Below are 26742 nucleotides of genomic sequence, written 5' to 3'. Positions count from 1 at the left end.
CCCGCGGAGCGGGTACCCCATCGCTGCGCGATGGGCAAGCGAACCCCCGCGCTGCGCGCGGGGGTTGCGCTCCCGCTCCGCGTGAGCGCCAGCGAGGGCCTGCGGCCCTCGCCCACCGGTCTTGCTGCGCAAGACCGGTGACGCTCCGTCCGCTGCGCTCCCGGAGCTGCGGGGACTGCGTCCCCGCCCGTGGCCTCCGCTGCGCTCCAGCCACCATGAGGCGCTGCGCGCCCCAACCGCCGGCCCCGCTAAGCGGGACGGCCAACGGGCCTGCGGCCCGAGCAGCAACAAGGGGGAGGGTGACGGTCGCTCATTCGTGTCGGGTTCCAACGTGGTGGCTTCCTCAAGCCTGATGCACATGTAGTGTTGGCGGAAGCACGGGACACCCCCAACCACCCGATGCGGGCCCGGGTGCCCGCGCCTTTCGGAAAAGGGACAACGCATGTGGAGTGCTCAGGACGTGGCGCGGGATCAGGTCCGGCGTCAGGCGAAGGGCCTGGACGTCGCCGCCGTCGCGGAAAAGGTCGCGGAGGCCGCTGTCCGTGCACGGGAACCTGCGGAGCAGTTGAGGGGAAACGGTTCCTTCTACGCGTTCGAGATGGACCGGGAGCGGTTGGCTGCCGTCTGGCTGGCCAAACACGCTGAATGGCGGCGCGTCAGGGACCTGATGACTGCGGCCGGCTGGAGCGCGTACGAGCCGGAACAGGACGCTCAGGGCTCAGTGTGGGCCCGCGAGCGGGAGGAACGGCTTGCCGGTGCTCTGGCAGCACAGGCCGCCTTCAGGGAACGGCGGCGGGAGGAAGCGGATGAACTGCGGACGGAGGTCCGGCTGTCCGCCGCGTCCGGCCGGCTGATCCGAGCGGTATCCGGCCGGACGGGGCTGCGCCCCTGTGAGGTCCTGGCCCAGCTCGCCGAGCGGATCGTGGTGGGCGAGGACGGCACGGTGTCCGTCCCGCCCTTCACACCATCCCTGTGATTTTTGAAGCGAGCGGAAAAGAAGAAAAGCAGGCGGAGGAGGAGCGGGAAAATGCTGGGTATGCAGCTTCGGGAACACCAGGTAGCCCAGAAAGCGGCTTTCCGTAAGTGGGTGGGATTCCCTGCAAGATCATCCGTACCGTCGGAGGGGGCGCGGGGCACCATCGTGTCCGCGACCGGGTCGGGCAAGACGATCACCGCCGCCGCGTGCGCGCTGGACTGTTTCCCGGGCAGGCGGATCCTGGTGACCGTGCCGACCCTGGACCTGCTCGCACAGACCGCCGAGGCGTGGCGCCTGGTGGGCCACCGCTCTCCAATGGTCGCGGTGTGCTCGCTGGAGAAGGACGAGGTCCTGGAACGGCTGGGGGTGCGCACCACCACCAACGCGATCCAGCTCGCGTTGTGGGCCAGGAGCGGGCCGGTGGTCGTGTTCGCCACGTACGCCTCTCTCGTGGACCGCGAGGACCCAGAGGACCCCTTGGGCCGGGGGAAGGTGCGCGGGCCGCTGGAGGCCGCCCTGGCGGGCGGGGAGCGCCTCTATGGGCAGCGGATGGACGGTTTTTCGCTCGCCATCGTGGACGAAGCCCACGGTACGGCAGGTGATCTTGGTAGGCCGTGGGCGGCGATCCACGACAACCAGCGGATCCCCGCCGACTTCCGGCTGTATCTGACCGCGACCCCGCGCATCCTCGCCGCGCCGCGGCCGCAGAAGGGCACGGACGGCCAGGAGGCGGAGATCGCGACCATGGCCGACGACCCGGAGGGCACGTACGGCGCGTGGCTCGCCGAGCTCGGACTCTCGGAGGCGATCGAGCGTGAGATCCTCGCCGGGTTCGAGATCGATGTCCTCGAGATCCGCGACCCCTCGCCAGTGATCGGGGAGTCGGAGGAGGCGCGGCGCGGCCGGCGCCTGGCGCTGTTGCAGACCGCGCTCCTGGAGCACGCGGCGAAGTGGAACCTGAAGACCGTCATGACGTTCCACCAGAAGGTGGAGGAGGCCGCCGCGTTCGCGGACAAGCTCCCGGAGACCGCTGCCGAGCTGTACGCAGGCGACGCCACCGACGACGACCTGGCCGCCGCCGACAAGCTCCCGAGGTCATCCATCGACGCGGAGTTCTACGAACTCGAGGCCGGCCGCCACGTCCCGCCGGACCGCGTCTGGTCGGCGTGGCTGTGCGGCGACCACACCGTCGCCGAACGGCGCGAGAAGATCCGCCAGTTCGCCAACGGCATCGACGCGGCCGGACGCCGGGTGCACCGGGCGTTCCTCGCCAGCGTTCGCGTGCTCGGGGAAGGCGTGGACATCACCGGCGAGCGGGGAGTCGACTCGATCTGCTTCGCGGACACCCGCGGCTCCCAGGTGGAGATCGTGCAGAACATCGGCCGCGCGCTCCGGCTCAATCGGGACGGCTCCACGAAGGTGGCCAGGATTATCGTGCCGGTCTTCCTTCAGCCCGGCGAGGACCCCACCGACATGGTCGCCTCCGCCTCGTTCCGCCCCCTGGTCGCCGTACTCCAGGGCCTGCGCTGTCACGATGAACGACTCGTGGAGCAGCTCGCCTCCCGCGCCCTCACCAGCGGACAGCGCACCATGCACGTCCGGCGGGACGAGGACGGGCGGATCGTCGGGGCCGGCGGCGAGGACCAGGAGCAGGACGACACGCAGGCCGCTGCCGAGTCGGCCCTGCTGCACTTCTCCTCCCCCCGGGACGCGGCGACCATCGCGGCGTTCCTGCGTACGCGGGTGTACCGACCGGAGTCGCTGGTGTGGCTGGAGGGCTACCAGGCGCTGCTGCGGTGGCGGGCGGAGAACGAGATCGCCGGCCTTTACGCCGTGCCCTATGACGTCGAGGTGGAAGTGGGGGTCACGGAGGATTTCCCGCTTGGCCGATGGGTCCACCAGCAGAGGAAGGCGCTGCGGGCCGGGGAGCTGGAGGAGCGGCGCAAGGAGCTGCTCGACTTGCCGGAGGCCGGGATGGTGTGGGAGCCGGGCGAGGAAGCGTGGGAGGCCAAGCTCGCCGTCTTCCGCTCCTACCGGCGGGCCACCGGGCACCTCGCCCCCCGCCAGGACGCCGTGTGGGGTGAGGGGGAGGCGATGGTGCCCATCGGGCAGCATCTGGCGAACCTGCGGCGCGAGGGCGGTCTCGGGAAGGACGCGGAGCGGGCCGCCGTGCGCGCGCAGCAGCTGGCCGCGATCGACCCGGAGTGGAACTGCCCGTGGCCGCTGGACTGGCAGCGCCACTACCGGGTGCTCGCGGACCTGGTCGACGCCGACGGCGTCCTGCCGGCCATCGAGCCGGGTGTGCTGTTCGAGGGCGACGACCTGGGCAAGTGGCTTCAGCGGCAAAAGCAGCCGGGCACCTGGAAGCAGTTGTCGAGCGAGCAGCAGGAACGGCTGACCGCGCTGGGTGTGCAGCCCGCCCAGGCGTCGCCTGACGCCCCGGCGGCCAAGCGTGCGGCGAAGGGATCCAGCAAGGCACAGGCGGCGTTCCAGCGGGGCCTGACGGCCTTCGCGCAGTGGGTCGAACGGGAAGGCCAGCGGCCGGTGCCACGGGGCCACAGCGAACAGATCACAGTCGACGGCGAAGCCGAGCCGGTGGCCGTGAAGCTGGGCGTGTGGGTCTCCAACACCAAGACCAGGCGGGACAAGCTCACGACGGAGCAGCTGAGCGCGCTGCGGGAGTTGGGCGTGGAGTGGGCGTAGCCGGTGACGGCGGGTAGCACCGATAAACGATCCAGCGCTGTTCATGCCCGCGCGGCTCCGTAGGGACGGTGACACACCTCCATCGAGCAGCGAGGCTTCCTCTTCGCTGGTTCGCACTCTTTCGGCCCACTGAACAGGTCTACGATCTGTTCAGCAGACCGTGACCGACTGGGGGTCGGACGTATGCGCATGGCTTCTGCTGTCTGCACGAGTGAGGGGGCGCCTTGGCAACTCTGGGCCACATGAAGGAACGCACGGTTGGCTTCTACGAGGTGGTCGTCCTCAAGGACGGTGAAGCCCGACGAATCCCCGAGTTGATGGACTGGGACGGCACCCTCTCGGATCTCTCACAGGCACCCGTCGCAGCCCGAACTTTCGAAGCGGATTCGCAGTTGGTAGGTACTATCGCCACCTACGACATGCAGGACCATCTCCTTCTGCATCGTGTGAAGGACGCCGGCGAGTGGTTGTCTGTCATGAACTTCGATACGGGAACTTTGCGCGAGTTGGAACAATCTGCGCATGAGGGCTACCTGGACACGTCGGTGATCTGCTTCCTGCCCTTCGGCAACGTTGTAGGGATCATGCAAGGAGGTGTGTCGGCGCCGTCGCACAAGGCGCTGGAGACATGGCTTAACGGGATCCAGATCTTCCCTGGCAGGGAACTACAGATCCGCCCTGTGGTGACGCATGCAGAGGTGGAGAAACTCAAGAGCGCCTCTGGCGCGAGCCGGGTAGAAGTGAAGATCATGGCCAACAAGATCGGTGCTCTGAGTGAGCGTCGCGGTGGGCTGGCCCGGACACTCCGCGTAGCCGGGGAATCGTACGGAGAGATCAGCGTGACCATGATCATATCTGTGCCTAAGAAGAAGGAACTCAAGGAACACCGCGAACATCTCCTGGCTGACCTGGAGGAGATCTCCGACGTGGTCACAGGTGCCGAGCGAGCCCGGGCCCGACTGGTCTTCTCCGAGCCGGGCGGGCCGGAGCAGACTCGACTCGTCGAACTAGTAGAACACAGCATTACGGCTAAAAAGCGCGTACCGGCCATAGACGGAGAAGGCCGGTCAATCCGGATCATGTCAGCGGTGGATGCCATCCTGGGAGCAGCGGCCGAGCATGAGGACGCTTTGCGACTCGCAGTGGATGCCGGGGGTTCGTGACCTGGGCATAGACGAGGGGGACCTGTGGAGGTACGCGACACCATCGCGGATCGGTGGGCAGAACATCTTCGGATCGACTACCTCGTAGCAGCGCTCGTACTCTGCGCGCATGTTCTGGTGATCCGCACGACCGGGTCAGGAGACTGGCTGTCATGGATCGACTCATCGCAGCGAACTGATTTGTACGCCGCCGCTGCTGGTGTGGTGTCAGCAATCGGCGGACTGAGTGCCATCGCGATCTCCATCTACACCGCGGCAAACGGTGAACGCCTACGCGCTGTCCGCCGCCACCATCAGATCGGCCTCCGGCGAAGCTGGCGCAGCTTGCTGTGCGGCACCGCGCTGGTATGCACCCTGCTGCTGAGCGCACTCGCGCTCGACAGGGACAAAGACCCCATATCCGCACGGTTCATCTTCGAGTTCGCCATGACCTTCGCAGCACTACGCTTCTTCCGCCTCATCTGGCTGTTCGACAGGATGATGCAGGTATCAGACGCGGATTCAGCTGAGCCTGACCCAGTAACCACACCAGTGCGGGACCCTGACTGGTTGCGCCGACACCAGAACACATCGTGAAGAAGATCTCGCACCTGCTGGATCACCAGACAGCCGGACGCTCCGTGGAGCGCCCGGCTACTCGCATCACCGCCGGGGCGGCTCCGCGGTCCCACTAGCCTTCTCCGTCTGATCGACGGCAACGGTGTAGAACCACTTGGCAATTTCGGCGATCAGCTGCGCCCGGCCCGGAGTGCTGGTGAAGAAGTAGTCGCTCATCTTGTTGTGCGCGCCCTGGTTGTCCGCGACCGCGCCCATAACGGCGTCGTCGAAATCCGGGGACTCAGCGAACTGGGTCGGGCTGTTGACCTTGGTCTGCTGCACGAGGTCCTCGTCATCCAGCAGGGTGCCCAGCAGCGCCTCGAGGAAGGACACCTTCTGGGCGGGGGTGAAGTCCTCATTGCCGAACAGGTCGTTGAGCCGGTCCAGGACGGCCTGGAACGCGACCATCTTCGGGTCCTTCTTGCCCGCCGACCCCACGCCCGTCACGCCCTTGAGCGCAATGTCCTTCTCGCCCAGGACGATGTCGGTCTTGCCCTTGTCTATCTGCTTGACGTTCTGCAGCACGACGTCGGACAGGTCGATCGGGGCGGTGAAGTTGTCGGGCTTGATCCGGCGGGCCAGCAGCCGCAAGTAGATACTGCGCTTCTCCAGATCCGCATCGCCGTAGTCGACGATCTGGCTCATGAAGTCGTACAGGCGCACGAACGTGCCAACGTCCTTGCGGAACATGTCGAGCTCGTCCAGGGCGGCCTTGTCTCCCTTGCCGCCGTTCGCGGCAAGAGCAGCGGTGTACCGGTCCTGGAAGCGCTGCTTGCCCGGGTTCACCGCGGCCGTCAGGGCGTTGTTGCCCTTGTTCTTCACGAACGCCTCGGCGCACTGATCGATCTCGGCCAGCGTGTAGATGCCGAAGGTGTCCAGCTTGGCGGACAGGTCGTGCACCAGGTTCGGGTCGGTGGACTGCTCCAGATGCGCGTCGGTGTAGTACGGCTCGAACGCCTCCTGGATCTTGCCCGGGTCATTCGTGAAGTCCACGACCTGCGTCATCCCCGAAGTCTTCTGGATCCCTGAGGGGGTGACGTAGGTACGGTTCAGGCGCGAGAGCGTCTGCACCGCGGTGACACCCGACAGCACCCGGTCGACGTACATGGCACACAGCAACGGCTGGTCGAAGCCGGTCTGGAACTTGTTGGCGACGATCATGACCTTGTACTCGTCGCCCTTGAACGCGGTACGCAGGTCGTGTATGCGCGGATTCATCGAGGCTTCGGTGAAGTCCTCCGGCCCGGACTCGGTGTCCTCGACCTTTCCGGAGAAGGCCACCAGGGTGCCGTAGCCCAGGCCCTTCTTGGCTATGTAGTCGTCGATGTCCAGTTTGAAGCGCACGGCGCCCTTGCGGGAGTCGGCCACGACCATGGCCTTGGCGTGTCCGTCCAGCAGGTGCGCGACGTTGGAGCGGAAGTGCTCGACGATGATTGCGGCCTTCTGCGCGATGGTCTGCGGGTTGAGTTTCACCCATCGCATGACCTGCTTGGTGGCCTCGCTCTGGTCGACCTCCGGGTCGCCGGCGGCGGCGTTCTGGCCGACCTGGAAGGCCAGCTTGAACGAGTGGTAGCCCTGTAGGACGTCCAGGATGAAGCCCTCCTCGACGGCCTGCTTCATCGAGTAGACGTGGAACGCCTGCGGAGGTACGTCCTTGCCGTCGGGCACCCGGCCGAACAGCTCCAGCGTCTTGTCCTTGGGCGTGGCGGTGAACGCGAAGTAGGAGATGTTCTTACTGGTCGCCCGCTCGGAGGCCTCGGCGGCCAGGATCGACTCGACGTCGACCTCGCCGCCCTCCTCGATCGCCTTGAGCTCCTCGGAGGTCAGCACGGCCTTGAGCTTGGCGGCGACCTGCCCGGACTGCGAGGAGTGCGCCTCGTCGGCGATGACGGCGAACTTCTTGCCCTTCAAGCCCTTGGCCTGACGGATCTCGGCCATCGCGTGAGGGAAGGTCTGGATGGTCACGACGATGATCAGCTTGCCATCAGCCAGGGCCTTGGCCAGCATCCCCGACTTGGAGGAGCCTTCGCGGACGGCCTGTCTGCGATCGATGGCCTCCACGATGCCTTGATCGTTGTCGATCTGCTTGATCGCGTCCTGCAGTTGCCCGTCCAGCACCGTGCGGTCGGTGACCACGATGACCGAGTCGAACACCTTGGTGTTGTCCACCTGCAGACGGGCCAGGCGGTGGGCCAGCCAGGAGATCGAGTCGGTCTTGCCCGAGCCGGCCGAGTGCTGGATCAGATACCGGCGCCCGGCGCCCTCCTCGATGACCGCGTCGGTCACCTGGGTGACCGCCTCCCACTGGTGGAAGCGCGGGAAGCGCAGCGTCGCCGACCGTGTCGTCCTGCCGGAGATCGGATCGGTGTGCCGCTCATGCTTGATATATATGAACCGGCCGAAGATGTTCAGCCACGCGTCCCGCTGCAGCACCCGCTCCCACAGGTAGGACGACGGCGAACCGTTCGGGTTGAGCGGGTTACCCGCCCCGCCCTCCTCGGTGCCCCGGTTGAACGGCAGGAAGAACGTCTCCTCACCTGCCAGCTTTGTGGTCATCCAGACCTCGTCGTTGGACACCGCGAAGTGCACCAGCGCGCCGCGCCCAGAGGCCAACAGCGGCTGCACGTGCTTGCTGCCCGGGTCCTTCGGCTGCCGGCTGGTCCGATACTGCCGCTTGGCGTCCTCAACGGTCTGAGTGAAGTCCGTCTTCAGCTCAGCCGTGGCCACCGGCAGGCCGTTGACGAAGAACACCAGATCCAGATTGCGCTGATCGGCGGTGGAGAAATGCACCTGCCTCATCACGCGCAGCCGGACCTTGGCGTAGTCGGCGACGGTCTTCGCGTTCAGGGTGGACTCGGGCTTGAACTGGCACATGCGGAACTTCGCCGACAGGTGTCTGAACCCGTGACGCAGCACGTTGAGCGTGCCGCCACCGTTCTCTACGTCGATCGCCAAGAACTTCACCAGTCGGTCCAGCACCTGCCCGCGCTGCTTGGCGGCGTCCGCGGCGTCCGGCTTGACGACCTTGGCCAGCTCGTCCGGCTGCGTGTCCTGCAGCCAGCCGAAGAGATCCTCCGAGAAGAGAGCCCGCTCACGGTCGTAACCAGTGTCGTTCTCGGAGTACAGCCAGCCGTGTGCGGCCAGGTACTCGCACAGCTCCTTCTCGAACTCCACCTCGTTGTACGGGGCCAACTCACACCTCCTGCCGGACGTCGATCTGGCCGGTCACGGCCGCAGTGATGAGAGCGGCGCGTCGCTCCTGGGACAGTTCGATCAGGCGCTCGGACTCGGTGATCAGGGTGTCGATCCGAGCAATCTGCTCACGAACGCGAGAGACAATCTGATGCTGAACATCCAGTGCAGGAAGATCAATCGGGAGGTTGAGGATGTCGTCCTGGCTGATGTTTTGCATCGAGGGAGATGCGCCGGTTGCTTCAAGCCCGATCAGACCTCTAAGGCGAGGCGTTCCCAGAACGGTCGCCACATAGACAGGGTCTGCCTTCGTTTTGTCGAGGTCGAAGGCATACAACTTGTCGGAAAGTATCAAACGAGGAAAATCGCCTTCAACGACCGCTGCACTTCCCACCAGGTCACGGGTGTTTGCGCGCGAGACCACCAGATGGCCTCTCTGCACGACGCGGTCCGGTCTGGGTTCCTGGTCCTCGGGAAGCTCCTTGTTCTCGTGCGGCCGGAACACCCCTCCGTTAGCGGCACCAGTCTTCAGGATCGCCCAGGCCTCCACGCCGTCGGCGGGCCATGGGTAGCACTGCGGACTCCACCCTTGCGTCACTCCAGTGACGACGTGCTTCAGCCGCTGCCCGTTGGTGAGAGGCGCAACGGAGTCAAGTATTGTCGTGCTCACGGCGACACGCCGCTCGCGCAGCATCTCAACGAGCCGCTGCTGCTCCTTGATCAGCGTGTCGATCTGCTCGATCTCACAGTCGAGGTAGTCGGCGAGCCGCTGCTGCCTCTCCAAGAGCGGCAGGGGGATACGGATGTCGCCCATCTGGTCCCAGTACAGCCGCCACTGGGAGGGCCTGATTCCCGTCGAGCGCACCCTGTACTCCCCGACCATGTGGCGTGATCGGAGGGCGTAGTGCATGTACCGCCCCGAAACTGAGTCGGAGGTAGGGCGGAGCACCTCGTAATCCCCACTGACGATTCCTCGATATTCGGACACTCCGAGGGATCCCTGCCAAGCCTTCATCCTGTTGACCACCAGGTCACCAGGCCGGACGAGCAGGTAGCGCTCAACGTTCTCAGGGGTCTTGTTGAAGTTGTCGGATCGAGATGACTTGGGGATCACTCCATGGTCACGGTAGACCGAGAGGACTTCCTCGTCCGGATGATTGGCCTCTCCTGAAGGCGAATAAAGGTATTTGAGGCGGATGCCCTGCGTCGCTGTCACTTCTCGACCTCCCGCAGCAGCCCCATGATCTTGGCCGTCTGCGCCTCCAGATCCTTATCGATCTCGGCCAGGGGGCGCGGCGGAGTATAGGTGTAGAAGATCCGGGTGAACGGGATTTCGTAGCCGACCTTGGTTTTCTTCGTGTCGATCCATGCATCCGGCACGTGCGGGGCCACTTCGGCCTCGAAGTACGCCTTGATCGTCTCGTTCCGGCCGGCGTCTCCGAGTGTGTTGCCGCCGTAGGTAAACGGGACGTTTTCCGTGTCGCGCTTGGGAACGTCCGGCACGGGGTTGCCCTTGGCATCCGTGACGCCCTCGGCAGATTCGTCGGGTTTGCCAAGGGCGATGGACAGGTGGCGGTACTGGGCGGGGGTCAGCTTCAGTCCGGACGCGACGAACTCTTCGCGGACGGTCTCGATGAACGTGTCCTGGCTCAGGTAGGTCTGCTCGCCCATGCCTGCCAGCACGGCCAGGAACGGTGCCGGGTCGGTGTCCTTGCCGAACGTCTTGGCCAGCACCTTGTCGTCTAGGCCGGCTGCGCGGGATGCCGAGAAGTTCAGGCGCAGGGGGCGCTCGACGGTGATCGTCCAGTACCCGAAGTCGGAGTTCTTCAGGATCTTGGAGTGCTCGGTCTCGGTGAAGGCGTCGTACAGCTTCACGATCCGCTCGCGGGCGGCTGCATCGATCTCCTTGCGCTTGGAGCCCATGCCCTTGCGCATCTTGGTCCACATGCTGGTGGCGTCGATCAGCTGGACCTTGCCGCGCCGTTCGCTCGGCTTGGCGTTGCCCAGGATCCAGATGTAGGTGGAGATGCCGGTGTTGAAGAACATGTCGGTGGGCAATGCGATGATCGCGTCCACCAGGTCGCTCTCCAGCAGCCAGCGGCGGATCTCCGAAGGGCCGGACTCCGCGGCGCCGGTGAACAGCGGGGAGCCGTTCAGGACGATGCCCGCGCGCCCGCCGCCCTCGTGCGCGGGGCGCATCTTGTGGGCCAAGTGCGTCAGGAAGAGCATCTGGCCGTCCGAGACCGGTGGCAGGCCGGGGCCGAAGCGGCCGTTCGGACCGTCCTTCGTGCGCTCCTTCTTGACCTCTGCTTCCGAGGCCTTCCAGTCCACTCCGTAGGGCGGGTTGGACATGCAGAAGTCGAAGGTCTTGTCGAAGAACTGGTCGTCGGCCAGGGTGTCGCCGAGGCGGATGTTGCCGACGTCCTGGCCCTTGCCGATCATGTCGGACTTGCAGATGGCGTAGGACTGGTCGTTGATCTCCTGCCCGTACAGGCGCAGGCGCGCATGCTTGTTGCGCTCCAGCAGGCGTTCCTCGGCCACCGAGAGCATGCCGCCCGTGCCGGCGGTGGGGTCGTAGATCGTGCGGATGGTGCCCGGCTCCAGCAGGGCTTCGTTTTCCTCTGCGAACAGCAGGTCGACCATGAGGCGGATCGCGTCGCGCGGGGTGTAGTGCTCGCCGGCCTCCTCGTTGGAGGCTTCCGCGAACTTGTAGATCAGGTGCTCGTACAGGTCGCCCATCGCCGCGTTGGGGACGGCGTCGGGGTGCAGGTCGACCCCGGCGAACCTGGAGACGATCAAGTACAGCCGGTTCTTCTCGTCGAGCCGGTTGATCTCGGTCTCGAAGCCGAAGCGCTCGAAGACGTCGATGCTGCCGGAAAAGTGCGAGATGTAGTCGATCAGGTTGGCGCGCAGGCCTTCGGGGTCCTCTAGCAGTCGGGCGAAGTCGTACTGCGAGGTGTTGTAGAAGGTCAGGCCGGTCTTGCGCTTGACCTGCACGTCCAGGGCACCACCGTCGAACTTCTCGGCCAGGGCGCGGACTTCGTCGCGGGTGGGTTCGAGGAGGCAGTCCAGGCGTCGCAGGATCGTGAACGGGAGGATGACGCCGCCGTATTGGTGCGGCCGGTAGACGCCCCGCAACTGGTCGGCGATCGACCAGACGAAGTTACCCAGGGTGCTCAATTCGGTCCTGCTCTCTGACTACTGGTGGTGTCGGGTAAGCATGGCAGAGGCCCCCGACACGTTTGGTCGGGTGGCCGTTGGTTGTACGCGGTGGGCCGGTTCTTATTGAGGTTGCCCCTTGTGGTGTCGTAAGGATCTGCAGGTCAGTGTCCGGTTCCGCCCCACGGTGGCGGTAGACGTGGAACAAGGGCAATCCGCAAGCTCTCCAGTCGCAAGGGCCGACGTCGCTGTCGAAGCTGAGCGAGGCACAGTCGCGGTCTGGGCACCGTGCCGCAAGGTCTGGTCCTCCCACAACGTGGAGTTGCCCCGGTCGGGTGTGCCAGGGCTCCGCAACCTCATCGGCTGATGCCAACATGATGGCCTTTGGCGTGTGGAGAGAGCCGTTTACCAGCGGCGCAGGTCTTTGCGTAGCTCGTCGTGCCAGCTGCGGCGGTGCCGGTCGGTGTCTGACGGCTTGGGGCCGAGGGCGACGACCGGGTCGGTGATGTCGTAGGTGAGGCGGTACAGCAAGAGGCGGGTAGCGGTCTCCAGCCACTGTTCCGTAGCCCGGGCGGGCGGTGCTGCTCCGAGGACGGTGACGAACCACGCGGGCAGGAGGGAGCGGCTGCTGATGGCGTCGGCCAAGCGGCTGCGCAGGGCCATCGTGAGGCGTTTGTCAGCCCGGTCGCCGGCCGCTATCACCGGCTGCTTGTCGGTGCGGGTCGAGGCATCGTTGGTCAGGGCGTTCGCAGACTCTTCGGCACCGGGTGCCTGCCGGGTGAGGTCCTGGCGCAGTCTCTTTTCGTCGGCGATGGCCGTTCGGAGCCGATCCGCGGCCTGGGAGTGGTCGGTGGTGCCGTAACGGCTGGCGGTGAAACCACCGACGGCCTCGACGACCGCGGCGAGTGCCGCCCGGTGCTTGGCCGCGGTGTCCCGGTGATGCCGCACCCGCACCTGGTGGGTAACGCGGTCGTGGTCGCCAAGGAGCAAGCTCCGGGCGATCCAGCCCCGTTCCATGGTGCGGGCGAGGGCACGCTGGTCCACGGTGAAGGTGTCCAGGTCCGCCGCAGGCACGCCGTGGGCCACCTTGATCTGGCCGTCGAGCAGCCGCACGTGCTGCGTGAGGCGCTTGAGGGCCTGCTCTGTGTCTGCGATGCGGTCGCCGAGTTCCTCTTCGGTCTTGTCAATTCTGTCGTCGCACTCGGAGACGTCGCCTCGGATCCGGTGCAGTTCGTAGTCAAGGTCTTCGGTGTAGCCGAACTTCCGGCTCAGGCTCTGATGGTCGGTCTCGAGATCGTCGAGACGGCTGTCCACGTCATGTAGGCGACGGTCGGTGTCCCGAAGCCGACGATCCAGGTCCTCCATCACTTCTTCACCCCCTGGCCTGCGGGCCCGTCTTGCGAGAACGCCCCGATGCCGAGCCAGCCGAGAACAACGGCAATGACCCACCAGGGGGAGAGCAGCCCGAGGACCACGAGGATGACCAGGACACCCTGGGCCTGGAGCGCGAGTGCGAGGGTGCGCTGCTGCCGGTGACGCTGGGCGGTCACCGTGATCGACCAGCCCATCAGCGTCGCCAGCAGGTGAGGTATGAGAAGCACGAGCCACCACCCGGTGTGGCCAAGGGCGAGCGCGGCGATGATGAGCGCCGCGGCCAAGGCGGTCTGGGCCCGCCACGTCCAACGCACGATGCTTGCACTCCGCAGCCGCTGTGGCTCCGCCAGCCTGGCTGGCAACTGCTGTTCGAACGCCAGCAGTTCCTCCGCGCGCTCCACCAGCGCGGTGTACTGGCCGTCGAACTCCGCGTTATCGGGGTCGAATGCCTTGACGCGGCCGTGCCGGGCGGCCAGGTCCGTGGTCATGGTCCGGTGCTGCTCGTGCAGTTCGCGTTCCGTCGCGGACACTGGCTCCCCCTCGTTCTCCAGCGTGGCCGCTCCCCGCCCGTGCCGTGATCGCGTGCGGGCATGCGGCAGATCGAGTATCGCCCTCGCTGATCCATGACGCTGAAACTTAGGCGAGGCTGGCGCGATCTTTGTGCTGCAAGACTGGTGACGTGCCAGCTCGGGGTGTACGCGCAACCGAGTGCGCCAAGCCGCTTGTCCCCCGAACGAGCGGTCCTCCACGCAGAGCGGGCGGCACCGTACGCGCGCGGTCTGCCTCGGCGTCAGGCAGGGATTTTCCCTTCGAGGAAGGCTGCGGTGTCGTTCTGAAAGGCCTCCATCCACTCGCCGCGTCCCTCGCGCAGAGGGTGCCCGACTGTGGGGATGCCACGGCGACACACATCTCGCAGATCGAGTGCGGTGACATCGTCTCCGTACTGCAGCCATTGGTTCACGACGGGCCACGCGCTGAGGACTGACTCCCCCAACCCAGCGCCGTCGAGGCGGTCGTCATTGGGACTCAGCGTCCAGGCCAGCGGGCGGAAGTAGATCTCGGAGAAGACGTTGTAGTGCTGCCGGTGGGCGATGACCCTCATGCCGTAGGACATGCTCGCAAGGCGCGTGCTGCGCGAGGGGTACAGCGCCATCCGCAGCGTTGCGCCGTCGGGCATGGTGATATGTGGGCGCCGGGCCTGAAGGTCGTGTGCCAGACCGGGGAACATCTTGCGCAGGTGCGGCGTGGTGGCGAACATCCCGATCAGTACCGACCGTGCGACCCGTCCCGGCGCCACAGAGACGGGCGGGGCAGGTTCGGGTGCCGGCAGGAGCAGATGCGTGCGCGCGCCGAAGTAGTTGGTAAGCCGTGCGGCGAAGTCGCCGTAGGCGGTGTCGTAGTTCTTGCCAGCAAGGTTGTTGCAGTCCTGGCAAAGCCCCCGTAGCCACATTCCTCCGGCCTTGGGCCGGCCGGTGGTGCGCTCGTTGTTGTACACACGAACCGTCGCGCTGGTCACGTCGCCCGTGTTCCCGGCGGCTCGGGGCGGCACATGGGCCCTGGTCATCTTCCGGTACTCACCGCACAGGCCGCATATGCGTGAGCCTTTGCTCCACGGTTCCAGCCCCAATGTCCCCTCAGGGCGCCGCTTTTCCGACATGTGCAGAGTGTAGCGAGGCGGCACTTCTGGTCGCCCCGGAATTCTCGGCGGGCCGCAGCCCGGCTCCGGGTGCGCCGTGCGGCTCGGTTGGGTCCGCTCCCCGCAGTCGATCGAGGTCCGCTTCGGCACCAGCCGGGCCGGGGTACGTCGACGTCGCCCTCTACACCACGGCGTCCGTCGACGCAGTCGTCCCCGCCCACCCGGAAGTCGACTGGGAGCAGCTACGCGCGGTGGAGAAAGGCCGGCGCTCACCGCTCGCATCGCTGCGCCCGGCACCGGCGCCCGCGTAAGCCTCCTGCGGGTGCAGCCCTCCGCACCCGGGCCCGTGGTCGCGCCGGGTGCGGAGGGTGGTCACACGGCCTGGGTGAGTGCGACGTCCAGGCATTCGGAAATCCCGGACGAGAGGTGGCGTGCCCTGGCATGATCCGCGAAATGATCGTCACTCCGGTACCCGGTGCCAGGCTGGAACTTGTTCTCCAGCTTCTGCGGACTGCCCACACCGAGGCCTCGAACTTGAACAACTACGACACCCCAGAGGGGTATCTGCTTTCGTATCTGACGTGGGCGACAGAGCATTCGCGGCTGCTCGAGGGGCAGGTGCGGGCGAAGGATGTGGAGGCGCTGTTCTTCACCCCGGTCTACTGGGCTCTGCTGAGCGGTGCTGGACATGTGGGCGGCCGTCTGGCTCCGAAAGTCTCGAACCAGCTGATCGACCAGGAGGTCCGGCAGCGGCTGGCCGCTCTGGATCGGGCGATCGAGTCAACGCTGGACACGATCCGCAGGTGGCGGGAGTCGGTTTCGACGCTGGTTCTCGACACCAGCTTCTTCATCGAGCATGAGGAGAAGCTGGAGGATGCTGACTTCTCGGCGCTCGCTGGTCAGGCTGGGGGTGTTCGGGTCGCGGTTCCTATGACGGTGGTGGACGAGCTGGATCGCCTGAAGGAGGCCAGGACGTCGGCGCATGTCCGGTGGCGGGCGAGGTTGGGGCTGGCGGTGCTGGACCGGCTTCTGGACGCAGAGGCCAAGCTGGGGTTTGTAGAGATCGAGGTTTTGCCCGATCCCCCGGGACATGTGCGGCTGCCGGACGAGGATGACGAGATCGTCGACCGGGCCCTGGCGTTGAAAGCGGTGGCGGCCGGCCCGGTCAAGCTGGTGACGTACGACACCGGGATGGCCCTGCGGGCGAAAATGGCTGGCATGCCGTGCACGAAGCTGCGGAAGGAGCCGGGACCGGAGCCTGAGAAGAAGTAGCTGGTGAACGGACCGCGTACTCGTACAGCTACGGGTGCCCGGAGTCGTCTTCCGGGCGCCCGCGCCCTTGTGTCAGACATCGACCAAGTCCAGGGGATCTTTCCGGTCGGCAAGGCTTTCGCCAGGTGACCGGCACTGCTTCAGCCGGTGGCAGCGGTCTGGTAGCGCTCCGCGTAGTCACGCGCCCGGGTTCGGGCGTCTGGCGCGTGAAAGACGAGGGTGTGTGAGGTGAAGTAGTCGAGTCGGCTGGTGGTCGTCAGGACCAGCCCGTCGTCCCGCAGACGGTGTTCGGTGAAGCCGGGGAAGACGCCGTCTGCGATCGGTATGTGTGCCCACGGGTTGTGCAGGATGTGGAAGCCCTCGCTGAAGGTCTCCCGTTCTTCGGGGCCGTAGTCCCCCACGACATAGGCGTGCTCGAGGGGACGGTCCGCGTTGGGGTCTGGGTCGGGCAGGCTTCCGTAACGCAGCAGGGCGACGTCCTGCGGGCCGTAGCCCCGCTCGGTGCCTATGCGGTGGAACTTCGCGACCGTGGCGCTGTTGGAGAAAATGACGGCCGACAGATGTGCGGCTTCAGGCTGAGCGAACAGGCCGCTGGGGATGCTGGTGTCGCCGCGCCGATGTTCCGTGATCTTCTCGCTGGTCAGAACGAGGGCGCCATGGTCGTCGCGCGTGGCCACATCGCGGCGCCCGTACAGGTAGTTGGACAGCGGGGCGACCGTGTGGAACAGCGCGCTGAGGTGGTGGAACGATTCCAGAGCGATCACGAATGGGCGATCCTGCACGTGGGGTGCTTGCCAGTAGGCGTGTCCTTGGGCGGACCGTTTCTCGAGCTTGCGGCGCAGCGCCTTGGCGGACTGGAGCACGAACTCGGCTTCGGCATCGTCCAGGTCTGCCGGAACGAGGGGGTGCTGCTTCTGTGGCAGCTGCTCAACGTCGGCTGCGGGCGACGTTCCTTGAGCAGGGTTGCTGGTGGTGGCTTCAATGGCCACCGCATTAGGCCCGCCGATAAGGAAGTCCGGTGCACCGCCAGTGTGTTCGAGGGTGTGCCCCTGCTCATGGAGCGCCGCGAACAGGGCCAGCTCGAGGACACGAGGAGAGAAGCCGCCGGTCTGGAACTCGCGGATGAAGCTGCGGTCGGCGCCATGAAACGTGGCGAAGGTTTCGTCCATCAACCGCCGGGTGGCCTGGTGGATGTGATGGTCACGGAGGATACGGAAGCGCGGGTCGGTGACCTCGTCGGAGACCTTGCGAACGCGCTCGAACAGGCTGCTGGGCATACCGGCATATGTACACCAGACTGCCCACCCGATCCGTCGGTACCGGTGAAGGAAGGACCGTCGGGCCGCACTGGAACCGCCTGCCGCGGCGCCGTGAAGTACATCGACCTCCGCTACAACCGAGCGAACCCGGCGCTTAACTCTGGGGACAACGTTCCCACCTCGGTCCAATGAACTCTCTAGCGTTCCACGCTAGAGCGGAACCTGGTACTTTCCGACCGTGAACCCCGAACAGAGTTTCGCCGCTTGGCTCACACAGCAGATATCCCAGCGCGGCTACGACCTCAACCAGCGTGGTGAGCAAACACGCTTCGCACGCGCTGCCGGTCTCAAGGCCGCCACTCTTTCCCGACTGCTCCGAGGCGGCGCCGATCCTGACATCAAGACCTGCGGCGACCTTGCCCGCGCGCTTGGCTGCAAGACCACGCACGTCCTTGCCGCGGCCGGCCTGATCCCCGGTGTCGAGGAGCCAATGCCCACGCCGCGTCCACTTACGCGACGGGACCACCTCGTCGGCCTGGTGGGGAACGACCCTGCTGCGCAGGAGGCTGTGATCGTTCTTCTGCGTGCCTTGAGGAAGTGGCCGGAGTCCAGCTGAACGGCCGCCGGAAGGGAGGCCATGGCGTGTGGCGGATGACCACCCGTTCCTCGACGCGGAACAGACTACGGCCACTCCCAGGACTCCAGATCAAACTTCATTGAAACAAGATCACGTTCGCTGTCACGGGACAGTGGTCAGTGCCCGTGGCCGCCCTGACCGCGTCGACTCGGGCGACGCTCGTAGCGGGGCCTGGGCGGGTGTTTTCCCTTCGTGCCGGTTCATCGACCGCGGCCTGCTGGCCGAGCTGAGCGCGAAACCCGACGGGATGCCGCATCACCCTGGGCAGGTCGCGGAGGTCTGCCAGCGCGAGGGCCGCCCTGGCCTGACCTGGCTGACCGCTGGGGGACGCTGGCTCTTCGTCACGTCCGGTGTGAGAGGAAGGCTGGTGTCGTCGTGCAATCTGTGGGAGCAGTTCACGCTCACCGGTTCAAAGCCCTCTACCTAGTATGGACTTCTCAACTCTGGGCCTGTGTGCGGGCCTTGTGACCGGCCCGTTGGCCTTGTGGCTTCGCCTTCGCTGGCGCGTGCGGCAAGAGCAGGCGCGGGGTGCCTACCTCGTTGGTATCGCTCAGGCCCTCCCGCGGGGAGGGCGGTTCGACGGACAGTGCGGGGATGGAACCCGTCTGCGTCTGGTCGTGAACGGGAGCAGCGAGCATGAGCGATCGTGAACCTCGGGAAGCCACGGGCACGGCACAACCAGCCCGAAGCGCTTCTGCCTTCCCTTCCACCGAACAGTTCGAGGCCTTCTATCAGGAGTTCACGCCCACACTGGTCGGCTTCCTCATCCGGCAGGGAGCGCGCCTGGCGATAGCGGCGGAGATCGCCCAGGAGACCATGATCAAAGCGTTCCGGAAGTGGGCGGAGATCGACAACCCGCAGGCCTGGGCGCGGCGGGTCGCCTCCCGAGAACTCGTCCGGCATGTCAGCCGAGCTGAGGCAGACCTTTGCGAGGAGGTTCCAGAGCCTTCGCCGCTTCTCTCCTCACCGGATGCTGCTGCGGCATGGGAGCAGCAGCAGGACCTTCTGCGGTTGCTGGCCGATCTTCCTCCCCGTCAGCGACAGATCATGGCCTGGAAATATGACGGCCATTCGCCTTCGGAGATCGCTGAGGAGCTGGGCATCAGTCCTGAAACCGTACGTGCCAGCCTTCTCAAGGCTCGCCGCGTGCTTGCTGCTCGCCTGCGTCAGCGTGAGGAGCGTGAAGACCGATGACGGACGTATTCGAACAGTGGTGGGCGAAGGAGAACACTGAGTTCGACACGGGGCTCGCAGACCTCCTTGATCTCAAGGCCGGCCTGAGCGAGATCTGGGTGGAGAGGGACCAGGCGCAGCTCGAATCCGGTCTGGCCAGCGTTCTGGATCTGTCTGGAGGGCTGGCGGCCATTCTGGCGGGGAACGTTGACTCGCCCGAATTCTTGCCGAGGGAAACCGCTCCGACACAGCTAAGCCAAGGCTCCGGCCTGTGGTTCGAGGCGGTGCCGGTAGAGGCCCGTCTGGCTGTGCGGACCTCTCCTCTCGCGCACGCCTTGCACTTGGCGCAGGCGGCGGTCCGCTCTCTCGAACGTGCTCGAGGCCTGGCACAGCAGGAGGAAGCCCGCAGCCTGCGTGAGTCGCAGGATCGGGGCCCGAATCACCGGTTCGACACCGACCGGATGATGGCTGACAACTGCGCTCGTGCGCTCCTTGTCGACTGCGATGCCGAGGCACTTCCCTCTCAGGCCATCCTGTGTGCGCAGGACCTGCTGTGCGTGCTCGAGTACGTCGAGAAGCACGGGGACACGCACTACGCCCTTGCTCTGGAAGGCGCCGTCGCGCGGGCTCAGGACCTGCTGCGAGCTCTGACCGCAGAGGTGGTCGCCCGGCTTGGTCTCAGCGAGAATCTCCACCCGGACTACGAGGCTCTCCTGAGCCTCCTGGACGACTTCATCGGCGCAGACTTGCGTCAGGCGAACCTGGCAGGGATCAAACTGGACGGGCTGTGGTGGTCAGAGGCAACCACGAGCTGGCCGCCCTACGTAGATATCGAACTGCTCAAGCTCGACTCGGTCGAATCGGCACCGGGATCAGGAATCTACGTGATCACCCAACGCGGCATGACCAACATCCCCGACAACCTCACGTGTGCGTGAACCGGGCTCCAGTGCCACTCGATCGATCCCCGCCCGGCAGGGCTGCCCGCAGAGCCGGCTTCAGCCTGCACGGGAGGTCAGGCAGACCGCACCAGGAGCAGCTCTCGGTACTTACGGGCCGGGAGGAACGTGGAGGGCGTACCGACAGCTCCAGTAGCTGGCCGTGGCCCCCCGCCCCCGGCGTATCCCCACCTCATCTGGTGCTCACGGCAGGGCAGCGCGAGCTGGCGGTGCGGGCGGTCCTGGTGGAGCCGGGCCGCTGGTCTGACTTTCCACGCTCCAGGGTGAACCCCAGGCGGATATGCCTGTCGAGCGGGCGTCCTCCCGCTACGAAGATCACGACTCGTCGGATCTTCCGGAAGGACCCGCTGTGCGCACCCTCGTCACCGTCGCGGCCGCCGCTGCTGCCGTCGCCGCTCTCATCACACCCGCCCACGCCGACGACCCACTCGGCGAGAAGGGCGACACCCTGACCCTGCCCCTGGCCGACGCCATCACCGCGCTGCCCACCGCAGCGGAAAGCCGCGCCGGCTACCAGCGCAGCGCCTTCAAGCACTGGGTCGACGCCGACAAGGACGGCTGCAACACCCGCAACGAGGTGCTGAAGACCGAAGCGGTCATCGCGCCGGAGCAGGTCACAGGCTGCAAGCTGAGCGGCGGCCAGTGGTACAGCGCCTACAGCAACACCTACGTCAACTCCCCCAGCGCCCTGGACATCGACCACCTGGTCCCGCTCGCCGAATCCTGGGACTCCGGCGCCTCCACCTGGACAGCTGCCGAGCGTGAGGCCTACGCCAACGACCTCGGAGACGACCGCTCCCTGATCGCGGTCACCGCGGCAACCAACCGCTCCAAGGCCGACCAGGACCCGACCGAGTGGCTGCCCCCGTACGAGCCGTACCGCTGCCAGTACCTCACCGACTGGATCGCCACCAAACTGCGCTGGCAGCTCACCGTCGACGAGGCCGAACGCGACACCCTGACCCAGGCCACCACGGGCTGCCCGAACCAGCCCGTCAAGATCACCCTCGCCCGGTAGTCCCCTCCGGCGCACCATCAGGGCCCGCCCATCCCGCCGGGTCCGGCCAGGGGCTGACGCATGTCGAGGTAGCAGCGCAGCCGCACACCCGCCTGGCCGGCATCCCTGGTGGTGTGCTCCACCGACGTCGTCGCCCACCGCGCGGCCAAAGCCGCGTGGAACGCGAACGCGGTCTCATCGTCGGCGGTGGCGACGTCGACCACGACCAGACCCGGCTCGGACACGTGCACATCATTGATCGCTTCCATGACCGGCACGACGCGCCCAGCCCGGACAGGGTTCTCGCCCGGGACCGGATTCACCCGAGCGAGACCCCGGAGGCGAAAGGGTGTGCGACGCGCGCGTGTCACACCTCGTCCGGCCACACGGCCAGCGCGTCACCCGTCTCCTGGTCGACCAGCGTGATGCGGGCATCCGGGAGCGCCCCGTAGGCACCGACCCAGCTCACGAACTTGCCGCGCGCGATGGTCTCACTGCCCCACCAGCCGTGCATCGTCCGACGGCCGGCCGCGGTCAGGGTGAGGTGATAGCGCTGGGCCGGGTCACAGTTCATACCGCCAGCCTCTCCCGGTCGGGACAGGAGCAGAAGCAGGCCAGCAGCCTGGACACTCGCAGGAGGGCGGCAGGATGCGGCGGGTCAATGTGGAGGAGGGCGGGAGGCGGTGGGACACAGCGGCCCGCGTAACGGCATCTGCACCGTCCAGGTCGAGGCGCGGGAAGCGCACCGCGGAGAAACCCAGCAGCTGGCAGGCCTCGGGTTGGAGTGGGATCCCGCATAGGGGTGCACGCTGCGGCCGTCGGGCAGTGCGGCCGCAGCCTGTTATGCCGAGCGCGGTGTCAGGCGGGAGGCAGTCCGGGAAGCACTATCCCGGTGTACGCGGCGAGCACGCTGCCCAGCGCCCCGCTGACCACGGGCGAGTTGAGGATGTCGACGATTGAGCTTCCCCAGCGCTGGAGCTTGCCGGGGTCGGGGGACCCGTCGGCGGCCTCGTTCTCGAGGCGCGTAGCGAGCTGAGTGATCTCGATGACCTCATCCTCCGGCAGTTCCAGCGCCGGTGCGGCCTGACGCAGGGCGCGGGCGAGCATGACGACCGCCGCGGGGTCGATCCCGTTCTTGTTGGTCGTGGCGTTCATGGTGAAGTCACGGCTGTTCGCGGCGATGTTGCCCGTGTTCTCGCCGATGTTGAACGTCGTGTTGCCGCTGCTGTTCCGACGCTCGTACGCGCTGACGTCACCGTCGTAGTGCTCCACGCAGTCCTGCCCTTCTGCAGTGATCTCAGCCCGTACGGGCCCCTCGCTCTGTGCGGTCTTGATACCTGTGATCAGTCCCTTGGGCATCAGGTAGGCCCCGGCGCGGTCGATTTCGTCCGGTGTCAGTCGCTCTCCTTCGAAGAGCGAGAGCGGAGATTGGAAGATGCCGTCGACGTTGGGGTAGCCCACGCCTTCGTTCTTCTGGTTCCACAGCCAGGTCAGCAGGCCCGTGCGCGCGGCTGCGGCGCGCGCTTTGGGGTCAGTGCGCCGGCGTTGGCGTTCCTGTATCCACTGCAGTCCACGGGGTGTCAGATTGGCTGCTGGATCACCCATCGTGGCGTAGTGGTCGCTCAGCAGTCCCCAGGCCTTGCACGTCAGCAAGAGCCGAAAGGACTGCTCTTCGTCGAGACCGTGCAGTTCGCCGAAGGCGGTGATCGTCACGTACTCGGACGCATCCGCAGCCGTCTGATCGTGAACCCACTCCACAAGCGGCTCATGCAGGGCAGCAAAGTCAATGGCCATGGACGCGCTCTCCTTGCTCAGTGCGGTGAACTCATGAGCTTAGGGCGGACCACTGACACCAGTGTTTCCGTGTATCCAGATCCCAGCGCTGCTACTTGGTGAAGCCCCTGCCCAAGGGAAACGTGCTCGGTAGCGAACCCGGTCAAGGCAGAACATGCTCCCGTCCCACTCTGGTCAAGGGGCGGCTGGCCCCGGTCTACCGCCGCGAGGGCCTGGCGGACCTGGTCGCCGCCGACACCCTGCTCGGACCCGAGCAGGCCGCCGCCCGGCTCCGGGTGCGCTGTGCCGACCTCGACCACATGGTGCGGCTCGAATGGGTCCGCTCCCCACAGTCGATCGAGGTCCGCTTCGGCACCAGCCGGGCCGGGGTACGTCGACGTCGCCCCCTACACCACGGCGTCCGTCGACACGGTCATCCTCGCCCACCCGGAAGTCGACTGGGAGCAGCTGCGCACGGGGGAGAAAGGCCGGCGCTCTCCGCTCGTGGCGCTGCGCCCGGGACCGGCGCCCGCACCGGCGTAAGCCTCCGGGGTTCCTCCCGCCCGCCGCGCCCCACGCCCTCCAAAAGGGCGGCCCGGGGCGCGGCGTTCTTCTTGCGAGCCGCTCAGGCTTGCCTGACGGCCGGCTCCCACAGGGGTCGGGCGAGCCCGGTCCCGTCGCAGTGGAAACACCGGCCGCCCCCGGGCGTGCTGCAGGCACCGATGGTGCCAAGGGCGTGGAGCAGGAGCCGGGTGAGGCCGTCGACATGACCGGTGTGCAGCGCCAGTTCGTGCCGCTTGCTGATTCGGACCTCCAGCACGAAGCCGGAATCGTCGATGTCCTGCGTGTCGATGGCGATGCCGCGTGTCACGGTGTGGATGAGGTCGTGAACGTGGCCCATCGTCTCTGCCCCGGACATCTCCACCCGCGCCGTGAAGAGAGTGTCGTACGGATGGGTGACGGATAGCAGCGCCTCCGGCGTCTCGAACGGCACGAGGTTGCCGACCGGTTCTGGGTGGGCCGCGCGAAGGCGCGTCAGGGCATGCCACATGTCTCCCATGTCGCCGAATCCGAGCTCTGCGTCTGCGGTCTCCTGCTTGCTGCGCCTCATGGCTTCCCTCCGGTTGGTGACGCTCAGGAAAGCTGTCTACGCCGTGGCCGGGGCGCGATCGGTCGTCCCGGCCACGGTGTCCCGCCCGGTGGTGCGGTGACTTCGTGGTCCGTCCCGCTGTACGGCCCGATAGCTCCCGGCCGCGCATCGGGCCTGCCCGGTCAGGTCCGCCGGTGGAACAGACCGCGGAGCTTGCCCGACTCCTGGTCGTGGTCGTGCTCCGGCTCCAGTGGCGTGGTGGTCTGGAGGCGGGCGGCTTCGGCTGCGGCCTTCTCGCGGGCGATGTCGTCGGCGCGGCACGTCCCGCATACGGACAGGTCACCGGCCTTCGGTACCTGACTGTGCATGGTGGTCTCCTCCCAGCGCTGGTCGGTGAACCTCTGCCCGCACCGCTTGCACACCGGGCGCCGCGCCTCACGGTCGGTAGCGCGCTGCCGTTTCTCCTCGGCTTCGGCCTGCGCGTACTGACGGCGGTAGAGGGCGTCGCCGTCAGGATTGTCGAGCGCGGCGGTCAGCTTCTGCTCGCCGATCCTGCCGAGACGTCGCCACACCGCCGCGTCCGCGCCGTGCTCCTGGAGCTGCTCCAGGGTGGTGAAGACGACCGGCACGGCCTGGCTGTAGTCCTTGGCCGTGATCGCCTCGCGGTAGTAGGTCTCGTACCGGCGCGGCGCCCAGTAGCGGCGGCCGGCCTCCTCCAGCACTGCGACCGTGTTGGCGACCTTGGTGTCCGTGGTGTCCGCGAACACGAACGCCACCGGCGCCAAGCCCTCCTGGCCGGTCGGCGGGTAGACCCGGCGCCATAGCCGCTTCTCGTGGTCGATGCCCGCAACCGCGTCCGGCCGGGAGCGGACCAGGTCCGCGGTGTACTTGTCCGCGCCCGGTGCCAGCAGCCGGCCCCACTCCCAGTACCGGCGCAGCTTGTGCACCAGGTCGTCGGCGTCCTCGGTGCGGCGGTCGATCTCCAGCAGCAGCACCGGCACCCCGGCCGCCGGCGCCCGCATCACCAGGTCCGCCCGCTGGACGTAGCCGTTGCCGAGCCGGTGGGCGACCTCGGTCTGGAAGCCGAGCCGGTGCCCGATCCCGGCGCGGTGGAGTTCGGCGGCCGTGGAGGTGACCGCCGCGGCGTGGTCGTCGTAGCTGCCCGCGAGCAGCTCCCCGGTGACCGGGTCGTACTTCTCCTTGCGCAGCGCCGAGACTCGTATGTTCTTCGGCTCCAGCAGCTGCTTCGCTTCGTGGTGTCCTCGGTCGGTGAGTACCCATACCTGTCGCTGGTCGTCCTGGACCGATTCGATCCTCACCAGGCGGTGGTCCTCCAGATCCAGGAGGTTGTCCCGCGTGAGCTTGTCGTGCCGGTTGTCAGGACGCGTCAGCTTCCACAGCTGGTCGGGCGTAGCCCTCTGGAAGATCCCCAGCGCTTGCAGCAACTCCCGGCGTCGAGGCTCGGTCGAAGTCCTCCTGTGCAGGGGACGCCTTTGGGCATGAGGGTTGTCGGACCTGCGGCGACCCCCTGTCCGCCGGGCTTGACCAGCGGAAACGATCGGCCCTTCGCGACGGGGCGCGGAGGGGGTGATGGAGGGGTCCACGGAGGGGGTCTCCGGAGCCGTGTCCGGGGTCTGCTCGGGCTCGTCTGCGGTGCTCGCCACAGGGTGCTCCTGGAAGGTGGGGCGGGCCTGTCCCGCCATTCACCTCGTACAGGTGCGGTTCTCGGCTCTCGTGTGACGCCGATCTTGGAAAGCCCCTCCGTCGTAACCGCATCGTGATCAGCGGGAGGGGAGGAGAGTTCTCCCCCGTCAACAGCCGGACGCTGTCCACAGGGACGCGATCCGAGCATCGGGTTCGAGGCCGCCGCGATCAGCGGGGCGGCCCGTACGTTGAGGAGCCGACATGCCCGACACCACGCCGCTCACCCCGATGACTCCGCACGCGGCCATCAGCGCCTTCAGCTACCTCCGGGCCGTCCAGGCCGACGCCGTCGACGCCGCCCGCGAGTTCGCCGGAGCCGAACCGCGGATGCCCGGGCTGCTCGTCGACGTCGCCGAACGCATCGTCGTCCCGGTCACCGCGCTGCCCGGCCCGGGGGCGGGCGAGCCGTGCGAGGACGCCTTCGCCCTGGAGGCCCTCGGGCGCGTCTTCGTGGCCTCTCTGCGGATCTGGGCGCAGCCCGGGCCGGATGCGGCGGAGGGCATCGCCCGCGCGGTCATCGACTTCGCTGCACAGTTCCTCACCGAGGACCACGAGGACGTCGCCGACACCCTGCGCCATCTGGAGGCCGTCGGCGTGGGCCAGGCCCTCGATGCGCGTCCAGCACCGACCGGTGCGCACCCGGTGCGCCTCACTGCCGTGTAGTGCGCCCGCCGCGCGGTGCGGTGGTGCGCGCCGTCGGTGCCACCGCACCAGGTGCGCGCCACGGGTGGCGGGCTCCTGTATCACGCACCCCCTTGACCACGGTCTGATCCGCGACCGGAAAGCGCTGCGTCAAGGAGAAATGGGCCAGGTAGCAGAGGTGGTCAAGGGGGTGCGCGTCCACGTAACAGACCTGGACAAGGGGTCACGCGCGCACCCGGCCGCACCCGGTCAAGGGGTGTCTGTGCGCGCACCAATGCGGTGCGGGACATCGGGTGCGGCGCACCGGGTGCACGCGAAAGTGCCGGGCCTCGTCGGGTGGTGCGCACCGGGTGCGGTGGCGGACATCGCGGTGCGCACCACGGTGGCGTCCATCGTCATCCGGTGCGCACCAGAGTGAGCCTCCGCCAACCTGAAG

At 66.9% G+C, this 26742-nt stretch carries 22 protein-coding genes; 10 read left to right on the top strand and 12 right to left on the bottom strand.

The features are described from left to right. The first annotated feature begins 442 nt into the window (after positions 1–442). The 4 genes from IE172_RS30885 to IE172_RS30870 all read left to right on the top strand — a co-directional run bounded on the left by IE172_RS30885 (position 443) and on the right by IE172_RS30870 (position 5418). Positions 443–976: a hypothetical protein gene (locus IE172_RS30885; protein ID WP_229886626.1), complete on the top strand. Its 534-nt coding sequence runs from the start codon at positions 443–445 to the stop codon at positions 974–976. 51 nt (positions 977–1027) lie between these two features. Beyond that, positions 1028–3679 (top strand): DEAD/DEAH box helicase, encoded by a 2652-nt coding sequence (locus IE172_RS30880; RefSeq protein ID WP_190100622.1) that lies wholly within the window; start codon positions 1028–1030, stop codon positions 3677–3679. A 242-nt stretch (positions 3680–3921) separates the two neighbouring features. After that, positions 3922–4842 (top strand): hypothetical protein, encoded by a 921-nt coding sequence (locus tag IE172_RS30875; protein ID WP_229886624.1) that lies wholly within the window; start codon positions 3922–3924, stop codon positions 4840–4842. 24 nt (positions 4843–4866) lie between these two features. Then, positions 4867–5418: a hypothetical protein gene (locus IE172_RS30870; protein ID WP_190100621.1), complete on the top strand. Its 552-nt coding sequence runs from the start codon at positions 4867–4869 to the stop codon at positions 5416–5418. 66 nt (positions 5419–5484) lie between these two features. On the opposite strand, the gene IE172_RS30865 is transcribed toward IE172_RS30870, so the two are convergent. From IE172_RS30865 to IE172_RS30840, 6 genes are all read right to left on the bottom strand, one after another. Continuing rightward, the gene (locus IE172_RS30865) at positions 5485–8631 is read right to left on the bottom strand and encodes a type I restriction endonuclease subunit R (RefSeq protein WP_190100620.1); all 3147 of its coding nucleotides are present in this window, start codon (positions 8629–8631) and stop codon (positions 5485–5487) included. A 1-nt stretch (position 8632) separates the two neighbouring features. After that, positions 8633–9847 (bottom strand): restriction endonuclease subunit S, encoded by a 1215-nt coding sequence (locus tag IE172_RS30860; protein ID WP_190100619.1) that lies wholly within the window; start codon positions 9845–9847, stop codon positions 8633–8635. Continuing rightward, entirely contained in the window at positions 9844–11811 is a 1968-nt protein-coding gene (locus IE172_RS30855; RefSeq protein ID WP_190100618.1) for a type I restriction-modification system subunit M, read from the bottom strand. The genes IE172_RS30860 and IE172_RS30855 overlap by 4 nt, the downstream gene beginning before the upstream one ends. A gap of 384 nt (positions 11812–12195) precedes the next feature. After that, positions 12196–13104 (bottom strand): hypothetical protein, encoded by a 909-nt coding sequence (locus IE172_RS34950; protein WP_229886623.1) that lies wholly within the window; start codon positions 13102–13104, stop codon positions 12196–12198. A 50-nt stretch (positions 13105–13154) separates the two neighbouring features. Beyond that, positions 13155–13694: a hypothetical protein gene (locus tag IE172_RS30845; protein WP_190100617.1), complete on the bottom strand. Its 540-nt coding sequence runs from the start codon at positions 13692–13694 to the stop codon at positions 13155–13157. Between the two features lie 260 nt (positions 13695–13954). Further along, entirely contained in the window at positions 13955–14680 is a 726-nt protein-coding gene (locus IE172_RS30840; RefSeq protein ID WP_190100616.1) for a hypothetical protein, read from the bottom strand. Between the two features lie 561 nt (positions 14681–15241). Between IE172_RS30840 and IE172_RS30835 the strand changes: the two genes are divergently transcribed. Further along, positions 15242–16072, top strand: coding sequence for a PIN domain-containing protein (locus IE172_RS30835; RefSeq protein ID WP_229886621.1), 831 nt, complete (start codon positions 15242–15244; stop codon positions 16070–16072). A 140-nt stretch (positions 16073–16212) separates the two neighbouring features. On the opposite strand, the gene IE172_RS30830 is transcribed toward IE172_RS30835, so the two are convergent. Continuing rightward, positions 16213–17349, bottom strand: a complete 1137-nt coding sequence (locus tag IE172_RS30830) for a hypothetical protein (RefSeq protein WP_190100615.1) — start codon at positions 17347–17349, stop codon at positions 16213–16215. A 220-nt stretch (positions 17350–17569) separates the two neighbouring features. On the opposite strand from IE172_RS30830, the gene IE172_RS30825 reads away from it, so the two are divergent. From IE172_RS30825 to IE172_RS30810, 4 genes are all read left to right on the top strand, one after another. Continuing rightward, complete coding sequence (locus tag IE172_RS30825; RefSeq protein WP_190100614.1) at positions 17570–17947, top strand: helix-turn-helix domain-containing protein; 378 nt, start codon at positions 17570–17572, stop codon at positions 17945–17947. A 657-nt stretch (positions 17948–18604) separates the two neighbouring features. Beyond that, a complete protein-coding gene (locus IE172_RS30820; RefSeq protein WP_190100613.1) occupies positions 18605–19162 on the top strand; it encodes an RNA polymerase sigma factor in 558 nt (185 codons plus the stop codon). After that, complete coding sequence (locus IE172_RS30815; protein WP_190100612.1) at positions 19159–20079, top strand: hypothetical protein; 921 nt, start codon at positions 19159–19161, stop codon at positions 20077–20079. The genes IE172_RS30820 and IE172_RS30815 overlap by 4 nt, the downstream gene beginning before the upstream one ends. A 370-nt stretch (positions 20080–20449) precedes the next feature. Continuing rightward, a complete protein-coding gene (locus tag IE172_RS30810; RefSeq protein ID WP_229886619.1) occupies positions 20450–21118 on the top strand; it encodes an HNH endonuclease family protein in 669 nt (222 codons plus the stop codon). 17 nt (positions 21119–21135) lie between these two features. On the opposite strand, the gene IE172_RS30805 is transcribed toward IE172_RS30810, so the two are convergent. The 5 genes from IE172_RS30805 to IE172_RS30785 all read right to left on the bottom strand — a co-directional run bounded on the left by IE172_RS30805 (position 21136) and on the right by IE172_RS30785 (position 25405). Continuing rightward, a complete protein-coding gene (locus IE172_RS30805; RefSeq protein ID WP_306432828.1) occupies positions 21136–21366 on the bottom strand; it encodes a DUF6207 family protein in 231 nt (76 codons plus the stop codon). 98 nt (positions 21367–21464) lie between these two features. Further along, the gene (locus tag IE172_RS30800; RefSeq protein WP_190100609.1) at positions 21465–21671 is read right to left on the bottom strand and encodes a hypothetical protein; all 207 of its coding nucleotides are present in this window, start codon (positions 21669–21671) and stop codon (positions 21465–21467) included. A gap of 284 nt (positions 21672–21955) precedes the next feature. Beyond that, positions 21956–22891 (bottom strand): hypothetical protein, encoded by a 936-nt coding sequence (locus tag IE172_RS30795; protein WP_190100608.1) that lies wholly within the window; start codon positions 22889–22891, stop codon positions 21956–21958. Positions 22892–23495: 604 nt separating this feature from the next. Continuing rightward, on the bottom strand, positions 23496–23981 hold the full coding sequence (locus IE172_RS30790) for a hypothetical protein (RefSeq protein WP_190100607.1): 486 nt from the start codon (positions 23979–23981) through the stop codon (positions 23496–23498). 161 nt (positions 23982–24142) lie between these two features. Continuing rightward, positions 24143–25405, bottom strand: coding sequence for a replication-relaxation family protein (locus IE172_RS30785; protein ID WP_229886617.1), 1263 nt, complete (start codon positions 25403–25405; stop codon positions 24143–24145). A 460-nt stretch (positions 25406–25865) separates the two neighbouring features. Here IE172_RS30785 and IE172_RS30780 point away from each other — a divergent pair, with 460 nt between their 5' ends. After that, the gene (locus tag IE172_RS30780) at positions 25866–26327 is read left to right on the top strand and encodes a hypothetical protein (RefSeq protein ID WP_190100606.1); all 462 of its coding nucleotides are present in this window, start codon (positions 25866–25868) and stop codon (positions 26325–26327) included. The last annotated feature ends 415 nt before the right edge of the window (positions 26328–26742 follow it).

The sequence above is a fragment of the Streptomyces griseoflavus genome (genome assembly GCF_014649995.1).
GTDB lineage: Bacteria > Actinomycetota > Actinomycetes > Streptomycetales > Streptomycetaceae > Streptomyces > Streptomyces griseoflavus.
This window is presented reverse-complemented; position numbering and strand designations above follow the sequence as displayed.

Excerpts from the sequence above, each read along its gene's own strand:
- IE172_RS30805 (WP_306432828.1), bottom strand. The coding sequence starts at position 21,366 with ATGGAAGCGATCAATGATGTGCACGTGTCCGAGCCGGGTCTGGTCGTG.
- IE172_RS30880 (WP_190100622.1), top strand. The coding sequence starts at position 1,028 with ATGCTGGGTATGCAGCTTCGGGAACACCAGGTAGCCCAGAAAGCGGCT.
- IE172_RS30875 (WP_229886624.1), top strand. The coding sequence starts at position 3,922 with ATGAAGGAACGCACGGTTGGCTTCTACGAGGTGGTCGTCCTCAAGGAC.
- IE172_RS30820 (WP_190100613.1), top strand. The coding sequence starts at position 18,605 with ATGAGCGATCGTGAACCTCGGGAAGCCACGGGCACGGCACAACCAGCC.
- IE172_RS30790 (WP_190100607.1), bottom strand. The coding sequence starts at position 23,981 with ATGAGGCGCAGCAAGCAGGAGACCGCAGACGCAGAGCTCGGATTCGGC.
- IE172_RS30800 (WP_190100609.1), bottom strand. The coding sequence starts at position 21,671 with ATGAACTGTGACCCGGCCCAGCGCTATCACCTCACCCTGACCGCGGCC.
- IE172_RS30815 (WP_190100612.1), top strand. The coding sequence starts at position 19,159 with ATGACGGACGTATTCGAACAGTGGTGGGCGAAGGAGAACACTGAGTTC.
- IE172_RS30835 (WP_229886621.1), top strand. The coding sequence starts at position 15,242 with ATGATCCGCGAAATGATCGTCACTCCGGTACCCGGTGCCAGGCTGGAA.
- IE172_RS30885 (WP_229886626.1), top strand. The coding sequence starts at position 443 with ATGTGGAGTGCTCAGGACGTGGCGCGGGATCAGGTCCGGCGTCAGGCG.
- IE172_RS30780 (WP_190100606.1), top strand. The coding sequence starts at position 25,866 with ATGCCCGACACCACGCCGCTCACCCCGATGACTCCGCACGCGGCCATC.
- IE172_RS30795 (WP_190100608.1), bottom strand. The coding sequence starts at position 22,891 with ATGGCCATTGACTTTGCTGCCCTGCATGAGCCGCTTGTGGAGTGGGTT.
- IE172_RS30830 (WP_190100615.1), bottom strand. The coding sequence starts at position 17,349 with ATGCCCAGCAGCCTGTTCGAGCGCGTTCGCAAGGTCTCCGACGAGGTC.